Raw genomic sequence first — 12,603 nt, 5'->3', positions numbered from 1 at the left:
GCCGGAGCCGGGCCACGCCGTTGCTGTCGGTGCCGGTGGTCGCCCTGGCCGTCGGCCGGCTCGACCAGTCCGACCCCGTCGGCCGGATCGATCAGGCCCTCGTCGTCCGGCCCGGTCCGTCGGACCCGTCCCGCGGAACGCGGCGGGCTAGCCGACGATGCCCTCGTCGCGGGCCCAGCGCAGCAGCTCCGCCTCGGCCTCGTCGCGGTCCAGCGGGCCGCGCTCCAGGCGCAGCTCCTTGAGGTGCTTCCAGGCCTGCCCGACCACCGGCCCCGGCGGTACGCCCAGCAGCTCCATGATGGCGTTGCCGTCCAGGTCGGGCCGGACCCGCGCCAGGTCCTCCTCGGCGGCGATCCGGGCGATCCGCTCCTCCAGCGCGTCGTAGTCGGCGGCGAGTTGGGCCGCCTTGCGCCGGTTGCGGGTCGTGCAGTCCGACCGGGTCAGCTTGTGCAGGCGCGGCAGCAGGTCACCGGCGTCGGCGACGTAGCGGCGCACCGCCGAGTCGGTCCACTCGCCCCGCCCGTAGCCGTAGAAGCGCAGGTGCAGCGCCACCAGCGCGGTGACCTTGGCGGTGATCTCCTTCGGGTAGCGCAGCGCCTTCATCCGGGCCTTGGTGAGCCGGGCGCCCACCACCTCGTGGTGGTGGAAGCTGACCCGGCCGTCCGTGCCCACCGCCTTCGTCGCCGGCTTCCCGACGTCGTGCATCAGCGCGGCCATCCGCAGGACGAAGTCCGGCCCCTCGGTCTCGTACGAGACGGCGTTGCTCACCACGGTGAGGGTGTGCTCGTAGACGTCCTTGTGCTGGGCGTGCTCGTCGATCTCCAGCTTCAGCCCGGTCAGCTCCGGCAGGAAGCGCTCGGCGAGCCCGGTGTCGACCAGCAGCCGCAGCCCGGTGATCGGGTCCGCGCCGCAGAGCAGCTTGGTGAACTCGTCGCGGATCCGCTCGGCCGTGATCCGGTCCAGGTCGGTGGCCATCCGGGCCATCGCCTCGTACGCGTCGGGGTGCACCGCGAAGCGCAGCTGGGCGGCGAAGCGGGCCGCGCGCAGCATCCGCAGCGGGTCGTCGCCGAAGGACTCCGCCGGGGTGCCCGGGGTGCGGATCACCTTGGCGGCGAGGTCGTCCAGCCCGCCGTGCGGGTCGGTGAACCGGTGCTCGGGCAGGCTGACCGCCATCGCGTTGATGGTGAAGTCGCGCCGCCTCAGGTCCTCGGCGAGGTCGGTGCCGTACTCGACGACCGGGTTGCGGCTGACCTGGTCGTACGACTCGGCGCGGAAGGTGGTGATCTCCAGTCGCAGCCCGTCGCGCTGGCACCCGATGGTGCCGAACTCGCGGCCGGTCTCCCAGATCGACTCGGCCCAGCCGCGCACGACGCGCAGGGTCTCGTCGGGGTGCGCGTCGGTGCAGAAGTCGAGGTCGTCGCCGAGGCGGCCGAGCAGGGCGTCGCGTACCGAACCGCCCACCAGGTGCAGCTCGTGGCCGGCCCGCGCGAACCGGCGGCCCAACTCGTCGGCGACCGGGGAGACCCGGAGGAGTTCGGCGACGGCGTTGCGCTGCGCGGCGGTGAGTTCGCGGCGGTCGGCGGCGTGGGGAGCGGAGGCGTCGGACATGGGAGCGCCAGCCTATCGGTCCCGGCGGGGATGTGGTCCGCCGGGCGCGGGTAACGGGTGGCCGTTGACTATCGTCTGTGACGTGCGGGCCGGGCCCCGGCTGCGACGTACCTCTCTGCCTTGGAGGCGACAAGATGAGCGGCGGTCTCTACCGCAGCGCGAACGCCGCCCAGGGCGGCGCCGCGCCCGGCCGGCCGTCGGACGGCGCCACGTTCATCTCCGCCGAGCCGCTCAACCAGCCGGCCCTGGAGTCGACCGCGCCGCCGCAGGAGCAGGTGGCCGAGGCCAGCGCCGCGACCAACAGCGCGGTGATGGCGATCGGCAGCCTCGTCAGCCGGGGTACGGGCTTCCTGCGCAACCTGGTGATCGCGGCGGCGCTCGGCGGCGCGCTGGTCGGTGACGCGTACACGACCGCGCAGATCCTGCCCGGGATGGTCTACGAGTTCCTGCTCGGCGGAGTACTCACCAGCGTGCTGATCCCGGTGCTGGTGCGGCGGCGCAAGTCCGACGCGGACGGCGGCCAGGCGTACGCCCAGCGGCTGCTCACCCTGGCGGTGCTGGCGCTCGGCGTGGCCGCGCTGTTGGCGGTGCTGGCGGCATCGTGGCTGACCTGGCTCTACGGGAGCGGCGAGTCAACGGACGGCTACTCGGATCTGGTCACGGCGCTGGCCCGCCTGATGCTGCCGATGATCTTCTTCTCGGGTCTCAGCGCGCTGATCAGCGCGGTGCTCAACACCAGGGGCCACTTCGCCGCCCCGATGTGGGCGCCGATCCTGAACAACCTGGTGGTGATCGCCACCGCCGGCCTCTACATCGCGATCTTCGGCGCGAAGATCATCCAGCCGGACGAGATGACGACCGGGCGGGTCCTGCTGATCGGCGGCGGCACCCTGCTCGGCGTGGCGATCCAGGCCGCCGGCCTGCTGCCGGCGCTGCGCAAGGTGGGCTTCCGCTGGAAGCTGCGCTTCGACTTCCGCGAGCTGGGCCTGCGCGAGCTGGGCCGGCTCGGGGCGTGGATGTTCTGCTACGTCGCGGTCAGCCAGATCGGCCTGATCGTGCTGTTCAACCTGCTGAACCGGGCCGGCCGGGAGAGCGCCGCCGGTCCGCTGATCTACAACAACGTCTTCCTGCTGCTGATGACGGCGCACGGCATCATCGCCGTTTCGATCATCACCGCGCTGATGCCCCGGATGAGCGCCGCCGCCGCCGACGGCCGGTACGCCGACGTGGCCGCCGACCTGTCCCGGGGCACCCGGACGGTCACCGCGGTGCTCGCGCCGATCGCCGTCTGCTACGCCGTCCTCGCCTCCCCGATCGCGTTCACCCTGTTCAGATGGGGAGCGTTCGACGAGGAGAACGCCGCCGCCACCTCCGTGGTGCTGCTCGCCGCCGCGCTCGCCCTGGTGCCGTTCGCGGTGAGCCAGTTGTTCACCTTCGCCTTCTACGCGCTGCCGGACACCCGCACCCCGGCGCTGATCAACATTCCGGTGGTGGCGCTGCGCATCGGGGTGCAGGTCGTGCTCTACGTGGCCTTCTCGGCGAGCTTCGTGGGTGCCGGCATGATGATCGGCAACGCCGTCTCCTACCTGGCCGCCGCCGTCGCCTCGGCCTGGCTGCTGCGCCCCCGGGTGGGCCGGATCGGCCTCGGCGAGATCATGCGGACCGGCGGCCGGGTCCTGGTCGCGGCGCTCGGCTCGGCGGTGGTCGGCCTGATCGTGGTCAAGTTGCTGCCCGGCGACGACACGCCGAGCCGCCTGGAGGCCATCGTGCAGCTGGTGGTCGGCGGCGCGGTGATCGGCGGGACGTACCTCGGGCTGGCGACGGTCCTGCGGATCGGCGAGATCACCGAGGTCGTGGGCATGGTACGGCGCCGGTTGGGCCGCTGACCGATGCCCGACTCCCCGGCCGGCGGCCGTCCTGCGGGCGGACTCCACTCTCTGTGAACGAGGATCACCAGCCTGGGGATGCGCCTGTGGATAACTCCGCGATTCACCGCTCAGCCACCGGATCGGCCTGTGGATAACCAACCGTACGGATGAGCATGATGGGCCCGGTCGGGGGGAACCCGGCGGCGTCGGCGCGATCGCCGCACCGGCCGGCCCCCTCTCTGCGGGTGCTTGCGGTCAACCTCTAGATTGGCCAGTACATGTGCCAGCAACGTGGCCGACAACGGGCGCAACCGGACAAGCCGGCCGCCTGCCGGCAGCTCAGCCCGGGAGCGGCGCGAAGATGACATGTCGGGGAGACGGCCAACCCGGGTAAGGTCGCACTCGACGGGTACGGCAGGCGCCGGCGCTCCGCGTCGACACCGGTCGACCGGTTCCTTCGAAGGCAGAGCGGGAAGCCACATGCCCAGCAGCGCGGGTCCATCGATCGACACGATCACCGAGGGAGGACGGGTGACCCAGGTCGGCGAAGGTCAGGAGGCGGAGGAGAGCGCTCCTCAGGTCGTGACCTTCGGTGCTCCCACGGCCGGTGAGATCCTCGCCGAGCGTTACGAGTTGGTCGAGCACATCAACAACGACAGCGCGGGTCGGCTGGTCTGGCGCGGGGTCGACGTCATCCTGCGCCGTCCCGTCGCGGTCGTGCTGCGCTACCCGGGTGGCGACTCGGCCACCGAGATGCTCCAGGGCGCCGTCGCGGCCAGCCGCGTCATCCACCCCAACCTGGTCGGCGTCTACGACGCGATCGACGAGGCCGAGCGGGCGTACGTGGTGCGGGAGTGGGTCGACGGGCAGTCGCTGCGCGAGCTGGTCGCCGACGGCCCGCTGGACCCGGCGCGCGCCACCACCATCGGCAACGCGGTCGCCAGCGCCCTCGCCGCCGTGCACGCCACCGGCATGGTGCACGGCAACGTCCACCCCGGCACGGTGATGATCAGCGACGACGGCCGGGTGGTGCTGGCCGACGCGCGCACCGACGGCGCCGACAGCCAGCAGAGCGACGTCCGGGCGATCGGCGGGGTCCTCTACTTCGCCCTGACCGGGCACTGGCCGCACGCCGAGGCCCCGCTGCGGGGCGCCACCGCCGGCCACGGCCGGGCCGCCATCCCCGACGCCGTACGCGACGCCGGGGGTGCGCTCGCCGCGCCCCGGCAGGTCCGGGCGGGCGTGCCGGCGTACCTCGACGACCTCACCATGGACCTGCTCGACGCCGAGATCGAGCCGCCCTCGTCGGACGTGCTCGCGGCCGAGCTGGCCCGGCTGGACGTGCCGGCCGACGAGCAGTTCCTCGACAACGCCGGCCCGCTGCGCTTCACGGCCGACACCGGCGAGGAGCCGTCGCCGCTGGCCGCCGCCGGCGGGCGCAAGGTCGCGATCGGCATCGCCGGCCTGCTGGCGGTCGCCCTCGTGGGCCTGCTGATCGGCATCACCACCCTGCGCGGCGGTGACAACGACCCCCAGACGAACCCGGTCGCCGCGCCCTCGTCGAGCGCGCCCGGTGACGACGCGACCCCGGCCGCCGTCACGGCCGGGCCGCTGAAGATCAGCGCCGCCCGGATCATCGACCCGGAGGGCGACCGGACCGAGGTCCGCAACGCCGACAGGGTCTTCGACGGCAACGAGGACGAGGGCTGGGAGACCCAGACCTACCGGGGGCGGGCCAACTTCGGCAACCTAAAGAAGGGCATGGGCGTCTGGATCGACCTCGGCGGCGAGCACACCGTCAAGTCCGTCCAGGTCCTCCTGTCCGCCCGGGGCGCCTCCGCCCAGCTCTACGCCGGCACCACCGACCGGCCGTCGTCGTCCTCCGGGGACGCGCAGCTCTTCGCGGACTACAAGAAGACCGCGATCGGCCAGCCGTTCGAGGAGCACGAGGGCACCAAGATGACCTTCAACGGCTTCAACGCCGACCAGAAGTACCGCTACCTGCTGTTCTGGATCACCGAGCTGCCGTCGAGCGACGGCGGCTACAAGCTCGGCGTCCAGGAGATCACGGTCCAGGGATCGTGAGCCGGCCACCGCGCTCCGGGCACCGCATCCGCCGGACGTGGTGATGGGCGTACGCGGAGAACGAGCGACCGGTGGACCAGTGGGTCCACCGGTCGCGTCGTCGGTGCCGCCGGCCGGGGCTGCGGACCTCGACCTCCTGCACGCCCACGTGGCCGGCGACCCGCACGCCTTCGCCGAGCTCTTCCACCGGCACCGGGACCGGCTCTGGGCGGTGGCCCTGCGTACGCTCGGCGACCGCGAGGAGGCCGCCGACGCACTCCAGGACGCCCTGCTGTCCGCCCACCGGGCCGCCGGCCGGTTCCGGGGCGACTCGGCGGTCACCACCTGGCTCCACCGGATCGTGGTGAACGCCTGTCTGGACCGGATCCGCCGCCGCCAGGCGCACCCCACGGTGCCGCTGCCGGACGGGGTCCGCGACACCGACTCCGGCACCGGGGGCGTCGAGCCGGCGGCGCCCGTGCAGGACCACGACACGGCGCTCGTGGTCCGGCAGGCGCTCGCCGAACTGCCGGCCGAGCAGCGGGCGGCGCTGATCCTGGTCGACGTGCAGGGCTACCCCGTCGCCGAGGTGGCCCGGATCCTCGGCGTGGCCGAGGGCACGGTCAAGAGCCGGTGCGCCCGGGGACGGGCCCGCTTGGCGACGCAGCTCGGCCACCTGCGCCCCCGTCCCGCCCCGCAGCGGGCCGAGGAGCGGTCCACCCCGCAGCGGGCCGAGCCGGCCCCGACGGCGGGTCCGAACGTGCCGGCCGTCACCCGAGGGAACCCGCGGTCGTCCGAGGGCGTCCGATCGGGGTCGGGACGGTCCCGGCGGGATGCCCACCAGGAGGACGCGTGACGGCCGGGGGGTTCAGGGAGGTCGACCACGACCTGCTCGCCGACTACCTCGGCGGGGCGCTGGACGGCACCCCGGAGGAGGAACTCGTCGCCCGCCTGGTCGACGAGGACGCCGACTGGGCGCAGGCGTACGCGCTGCTGGCCCCCGCCGTGGCGGACGTCCGGGCGGACCTGGCCGCCTGGGGCTCCGCCGCACCCGAGATGCCGGCCGACGTCGCCGAACGGATCGCCGCCGCGCTGGCCCACGCCACCGCCACCGGTGCCGCGTCCTTCGGGCCGGGCGGCGACTCCGAGCCGGTCCTTGCGGGGCCCGGTTCTTCGGGGTCCGCCGACGTCGGGCCAGGCCCTTCGGCTGGCGGCGCGGAAGCGGAACACGCCGGGGCGCAGCCGGGGGTCAGGATCGGCGCCGGCGCGGTGCCCACGCAGCCGCTCGGCGGTTCCGGAAGGCGTCCGGCGGGCGTACCCCGCTCGGAACCGGGTCGCGGCGGGGCCACCGGGCCCGGCCGACGGCGGCGCCGCTGGGGCCGGCTGGCGGGGCCCGTCGCGCTGGCCGCGGTGTCGATCGCGGCGGTCGGCCTCGGCGTCAACCAGTTCACCAGGGAGCAGCAGACCGGCGGTGCCGCGGACACGGCGTTGCCCGGCTCCGCGCACCGCGAGGAGGCCGGCCCGGCCACCGTCACGCCGTTCCGGATCTCCGGCGAGCCGTCGGTACGCAGCGGGACGGACTACACGCCGGAGTCACTGGCCGCCCTCCCGTCGTCGCCGAAGGCACGGCCGTTCACCGGCGGACCGCCCAGGGAGCAGCCCGGCGTCCAGGCGGAGGGCGGGCGGCTGCCCGGCTCCGCCCTCGGCCTCGAGCGGCTCACCGACCCCGCCGCGCTGGGCGCCTGCATCGGCGCGATCAAGGCCGAGCACGGCAACGGTCCGCTGGTGGTCGACGTGGTCGACTACGCCCGCTTCCAGGGGCGCCCGGCGCTGATCGTGCGCTTCACCGACGCCACGGGGACGGGCTGGGCCTGGGCCAGCGGCCCGGAATGCGGGGTCCCCGGGTCCGGCTCGGACAGCCGCTACCGCACGCGGGTAGGGTGAATTCGCGGCCACCGGACGTTTGACCGTCCGCGTGACCTGACCCACCCGGATGACCGGCTCGGGAATCCCCGGTTCGTACGATGACGTTCTGCACATCGAAGTGCCGGCACCCGAGGGGCGTCGGCATCGGATCGGCATCGGTGCGCGCCGATGACGAACAACACGAATCGGGAGACGGCAGTGGACGAGGTCCGCAACCTGATCATCATCGGCTCCGGGCCGGCCGGTTACACGGCGGCGGTCTACGCGGCGCGCGCCAACCTCAAACCGCTCATCATCGAGGGCGTGCAGTCCGGCGGTGCGCTGATGACGACCACCGAGGTGGAGAACTTCCCCGGCTTCGCCGACGGCATCCTCGGCCCCGAACTGATGGACAACATGCGCAAGCAGGCCGAGCGGTTCGGCGCGGAGTTCCTCACCGACGACGTGACGCGGGTCGAGCTGAAGGACACCGGCAGCGTGGGCTCCGACGCCCTGAGCACCGTGTGGGTGGGCCAGACCGCGTACCGGGCCAGGGCGGTCATCCTCGCCACCGGCTCCGCGTGGCGTCCGCTCGGCGTGCCCGGCGAGCAGGAGTACCTGGGCCACGGCGTCTCCTCCTGCGCGACCTGCGACGGCTTCTTCTTCCGCAACCAGCACATCGTGGTCGTCGGTGGCGGTGACTCGGCGATGGAGGAGGCGAGCTTCCTCACCCGGTTCGCCGACTCGGTCACCATCCTCCACCGCCGGGACTCCTTCCGGGCCAGCAAGATCATGGCCGAGCGGGCGCTCAGCAACGACAAGATCAAGGTCGAGTGGAACACCGTGGTCGAGGAGATCCTCGGCGACGATGGCAAGGTCTGCGGGGTGCGGGTACGCAACACGCACACCGGCGAGTCCAAGGTCCTCGACGTCACCGGCGTCTTCGTGGCCATCGGCCACGACCCGCGCAGCGAGCTGTTCCGGGGGCAGGTGGAGATGGACGACGAGGGCTACGTGAAGGTCGAGGCGCCCAGCACCCGCACCAGCGTGCCCGGCGTCTTCGCCGCCGGCGACCTGGTGGACCACACCTACCGGCAGGCGATCACCGCCGCAGGCACGGGCTGTGCCGCCGCGCTGGACGCCGAGCGCTTCATCGCCACGTTGCAGGGCTGAACAACCGAAACACATTCCGGAGGAGGGTCATAGTGGGAGCAACGAAGTCGGTCACCGACGCGAGTTTCGCCGTCGATGTGCTGAAGTCCGACAAGCCGGTTCTGGTGGACTTCTGGGCCGAGTGGTGCGGCCCGTGCCGCAAGGTGTCGCCGCTGCTGGAGGAGATCGCCGGCGAGATGGGCGACCAGGTCACCATCGTCAAGCTCAACATCGACGAGAACCCGGAGACCGCCCGCGCCTACCGGGTGATGTCGGTCCCGACCCTCACCGTCTTCAAGAACGGCGAGCCGGTGCAGTCGATCGCCGGCGCCAAGCCGAAGGGCGAGCTCGTCAAGCTCATCGAATCGGCGCTCTGAGCAGCACCGACGCGCGTCGACCCCGTACCCGGTCCGCCGGGCACGGGGTCGACGCGTTTTTCCCGACGTGGGGCCCCGGAGCCCCCGGAGCGCATAACCTCAACCCGGGGCCGCCCGGCCAGCAACCGTCGTGCAGAGGGGGTCGTGCGTGCGTCCGATCCGACCCGGTGACCGTGGACCCGCGGTGACGGAGATCCGTACGGTGCTCACCGGCCTCGACCTTCTCACCCCGACGGCGCCGGACGCCGACGAGTTCGACACGCACACCGAACGCGCCGTGCGAGCCTTCCAGCAGTCCCGGGGGCTCAGCGTGGACGGCCGCGTCGGCGCCGAGACCTGGCGGGCCCTGGACGCTGCCCGCTGGCGGCTGGGCGCCCGCACGCTCTACCACGCCGTACCGGAGCCGCTCACCGGCGAGGACGTCCGCTCACTCCAGGAACGGCTGCTGGAGATGGGGTACGACGTCGGGCGCGCGGACGCCATCTACGGCGTACGGACCTCCCGGGCGGTCGCCCAGTTCCAGCGGGAGGTCGGGCTGACGCCCGACGGCTCGTGCGGCCCGCACACCATGAACGCGTTGCGCCGGCTCGGCCGCAAGGTCGTCGGCGGGCGCCCGCAGTGGCTGCGCGAGTCCGACGCCATCCGGCAGTCCGGCCCGACGCTGGTAGGGCGGACCGTCGTCATCGACCCCGGGCACGGGGGCACCGACCCCGGCGTGCTGGTGCCGGACGGGTCCCTGCGGTGGACCGAGGCGGATCTCGTGCACGACCTGGCCAGCCGGTTGGAGGGCAGGCTCGCCGCCTCCGGCGTCCGCGTACAGCTCACCCGCGGGCCGGCCCCGGAGGAGTGCCTGCCGGACGTCGACCGCGCGGAGCTGGCCAACTCCCTCGGCGCCGACGTGTTCATCTCGCTGCACGTCGACGGGCACGCCAACCCGGAGGCCGAAGGGGTGGCGACCTACCACTACGGCACCGACAACGGGGTGACCTCGGCGACCGGGGAGCGGCTGGCCGGGCTGGTGCAGCGCGAGATCGTCGCCCGCACCGGGCTGCGCGACTGCCGGACGCACGCGAAGGCGTGGGACCTGCTCCGGCTGACCCGGATGCCAGCCGTACGCGTCGAGGTCGGCTACCTCACCTCGCCGGCCGACCGGGACCGACTGGTCGACCCCCGGTTCCGGGACCGGGTGGCGGAGGCCATCGTCGCCGCCGTGCAGCGGATGTACTTCCCCGTCGAGCGGGACGTCCCCACCGGCTCGATCGACGTGAGCGAGTTGCGGGCGGTGGTGGCCGCCGGCACGGTGGTGGACTGAGCCCGCTGCCGCCTAACGTCGCCCGAAGTCGCCCTTTGCAGGGTCAGCCGGCGGTCGAGCGGGTGGCCGGAGCCGGGCGTACGGGGCGGAGCAGCGTCTCGGGACTCATCGAGCCGAGCAGCTTCTCCAGCGCGTACTCGACGTCGGACTTCCAGCTCAGCGCCGTACGCAGCTCCAGCCGCAGCCGCGGGAAGCGCGGGTGCGGGCGGACCGTCTTGAAGCCCACGGAGAGGAAGAAGTCGGCCGGGGCGACGCAGGTGCCGGCGGGGTCGGCCGCGTCGCCGAACTTGGCGTCGCCGAACGCCTCGATGGCCTTGATGCCGCGCTTGGTGAGGTCCCGGGCGACGCCCTGGACCAGCATCCGGCCCAGCCCGCCGCCGGCGAACGCGGGCACCACGTTGGCCGTCATCAGCAGCGCGGCGTCGGCGGATACCGGGGAGGTGGGGAATGCCATCGAGCGCGGCACGTAGGCCGGCGGGGCGTAGAGGACGAAGCCGGCCGGCATGCCGTCGACGTAGACGAGCTTGCCGCAGGAGCCCCACTCCAGCAGGGTCTGCGAGACCCAGGCCTCCTTCTCCAGCCCCGGGTCGCCGGCCGCGCAGGCCCGGTCCGCCGAGACCGGATCAAGCTCCCAGTAGACGCACTGCCGGCACGGACGGGGCAGGTCCTCCAGGGTGTCCAGGGTCAAGCTGACCAGACGTCGCGACATTGGTGCATCCCCACATTAGGCTCGGAGGTGAGACCGGCACGGAACGACAACGCCGCTTTCCTGCCCCCGACGAGCGATCGTACGCCGCAAACGGACGCGGCGGGAGGGGACGCGCGAATGCCCCTCCCGTCGGGGCGCCCGCCGGGTCCGCGATGTGGACGCCGGCCGCCGGCACGGTGGCATTCTGGCAGGCGGCGACTAGGATCGACACCCGGCGTCCCGCGTCGCCATGGTCGTCGGTGTCCCGGGTACGCCGGGGCGGGAGCCACCCGAGCAGCCATCGAGGTGATGTCATGACCGGCACAACGCTCGACGACTACACCGACCGGTACGCCCGCCGCGTGCGGGGCATGACCGCCTCGGAGATCCGCGCGCTCTTCGCGGTGGCCAGTCGCCCGGAGGTGGTCTCGCTCGCCGGCGGCGCCCCCTACATCGCGGCGCTGCCGCTCGACGCGGTCGGCGAGATGCTCGGCCGGCTCGGTGCCGAGCACGGTGCCACCACCCTCCAGTACGGCATCGGGCAGGGCACCCTGGAGCTGCGCGAACGGATCTGCGAGGTGATGGCGCTCTCCGGCATCGACGCCGCGTGCGGCGCTTCCCCGGACGACGTGGTGGTCACCGTGGGCGGTCAGCAGGCCCTCGACCTGGTGGCCCGGCTCTTCCTCGACCCGGGGGACGTGGTGCTCGCCGAGGGCCCCACCTACGTCGGCGCGCTCGGCGTGTTCCAGGCCGCCCAGGCCCAGGTGGCGCACGTGCCCATGGACGACGACGGGCTGATCCCGGAGGCGCTGGAGGCGGCCATCGCCGAGCAGGCGCGCGCCGGCCGGCGGGTGAAGTTCCTCTACACCATCCCGACCTACCAGAACCCGACCGGCGTGACGCTGACCGAGGAGCGGCGGGAGCGGGTGCTCGACATCTGCGAGCGCGCCGGCCTGCTCGTGGTCGAGGACGACCCGTACGGTCAGCTGGGTTTCGCCGGGGACGCGCCCGCGCCGCTGCGCGCGCGGCGCCGTGACGGGGTCTTCTACCTCAGCACCTTCTCCAAGACCTTCGCACCCGGCCTGCGGGTCGGCTGGATCCTCGCGCCGCACGCCGTCCGCGACAAGCTGGTCATCGCCAGCGAGGCGCAGATCCTCTGCCCGAGCGGCTACGCGCAGGCCGCCGTCTCCACCTACCTCGGCACCATGCCCTGGCGGGAACAGCTCAAGGTCTACCGCGAGGTCTACCGGGAACGACGCGACGCGATGCTCACCGCGTTGGACGACCTGATGCCCGCCGGCACGACCTGGACGACGCCGGCCGGCGGCCTCTTCGTCTGGGCGACCCTGCCCGACGGCCTCGACTCCAAGGCGATGATGCCCCGGGCCATCGCCGCCCGGGTGGCGTACGTGCCGGGCACCGGCTTCTACGCCGACGGCACCGGCACCGGCAACATGCGGCTCAACTTCTCGTTCCCGTCCCCTGAGCGGATCCGCGAAGGCGTGCGCCGGCTGGCCGGCGTGATGGAGCAGGACATCGCCATGCGGCGGGTCTTCGGCACGGTCGGTCGCCCCGGGGCGCGACGCGGGCAGGCCGGCTCGGACGCGCCGGGACCCGACTTGGCATGAT

10 protein-coding genes are annotated in these 12,603 nt (G+C 73.1%); 8 read left to right on the top strand and 2 right to left on the bottom strand.

Annotated elements, in window-relative coordinates:
- Nucleotides 1-147: 147 nt before the first annotated feature.
- Entirely contained in the window at nt 148-1,608 is a 1,461-nt protein-coding gene (locus AC5L34_RS06725) for a CCA tRNA nucleotidyltransferase (RefSeq protein ID WP_494824094.1), read from the bottom strand.
- A 134-nt stretch (nt 1,609-1,742) separates the two neighbouring features.
- Between AC5L34_RS06725 and murJ the strand changes: the two genes are divergently transcribed.
- From murJ to AC5L34_RS06690, 7 genes are all read left to right on the top strand, one after another.
- Nucleotides 1,743-3,494, top strand: coding sequence for a murein biosynthesis integral membrane protein MurJ (murJ, locus tag AC5L34_RS06720; protein WP_441173919.1), 1,752 nt, complete (start codon nt 1,743-1,745; stop codon nt 3,492-3,494).
- Between the two features lie 462 nt (nt 3,495-3,956).
- Nucleotides 3,957-5,561: a protein kinase family protein gene (locus AC5L34_RS06715; protein ID WP_363891985.1), complete on the top strand. Its 1,605-nt coding sequence runs from the start codon at nt 3,957-3,959 to the stop codon at nt 5,559-5,561.
- Between the two features lie 43 nt (nt 5,562-5,604).
- On the top strand, nt 5,605-6,396 hold the full coding sequence (gene sigM, locus AC5L34_RS06710) for an RNA polymerase sigma factor SigM (RefSeq protein ID WP_441173918.1): 792 nt from the start codon (nt 5,605-5,607) through the stop codon (nt 6,394-6,396).
- Nucleotides 6,393-7,484, top strand: coding sequence for an RsmA family anti-sigma factor (locus AC5L34_RS06705; protein ID WP_441173917.1), 1,092 nt, complete (start codon nt 6,393-6,395; stop codon nt 7,482-7,484). The genes sigM and AC5L34_RS06705 overlap by 4 nt, the downstream gene beginning before the upstream one ends.
- A gap of 180 nt (nt 7,485-7,664) precedes the next feature.
- Entirely contained in the window at nt 7,665-8,618 is a 954-nt protein-coding gene (gene trxB / locus AC5L34_RS06700; RefSeq protein WP_441174089.1) for a thioredoxin-disulfide reductase, read from the top strand.
- Nucleotides 8,619-8,650: 32 nt separating this feature from the next.
- Nucleotides 8,651-8,974, top strand: coding sequence for a thioredoxin (gene trxA, locus AC5L34_RS06695; protein ID WP_089002804.1), 324 nt, complete (start codon nt 8,651-8,653; stop codon nt 8,972-8,974).
- Nucleotides 8,975-9,122: 148 nt separating this feature from the next.
- Nucleotides 9,123-10,286, top strand: a complete 1,164-nt coding sequence (locus AC5L34_RS06690; protein ID WP_441173916.1) for an N-acetylmuramoyl-L-alanine amidase — start codon at nt 9,123-9,125, stop codon at nt 10,284-10,286.
- Between the two features lie 43 nt (nt 10,287-10,329).
- On the opposite strand, the gene AC5L34_RS06685 is transcribed toward AC5L34_RS06690, so the two are convergent.
- Nucleotides 10,330-10,995 (bottom strand): GNAT family N-acetyltransferase, encoded by a 666-nt coding sequence (locus tag AC5L34_RS06685; RefSeq protein ID WP_210834776.1) that lies wholly within the window; start codon nt 10,993-10,995, stop codon nt 10,330-10,332.
- 293 nt (nt 10,996-11,288) lie between these two features.
- On the opposite strand from AC5L34_RS06685, the gene AC5L34_RS06680 reads away from it, so the two are divergent.
- On the top strand, nt 11,289-12,602 hold the full coding sequence (locus AC5L34_RS06680) for an aminotransferase-like domain-containing protein (RefSeq protein ID WP_441173915.1): 1,314 nt from the start codon (nt 11,289-11,291) through the stop codon (nt 12,600-12,602).
- The last annotated feature ends 1 nt before the right edge of the window (nt 12,603 follow it).

The sequence above is a fragment of the Micromonospora sp. ZG13 genome, assembly GCF_059359355.1.
The sequence above is the reverse complement of the archived record's forward strand: the minus strand, read 5'-3'. Positions and strand labels throughout refer to the sequence as shown.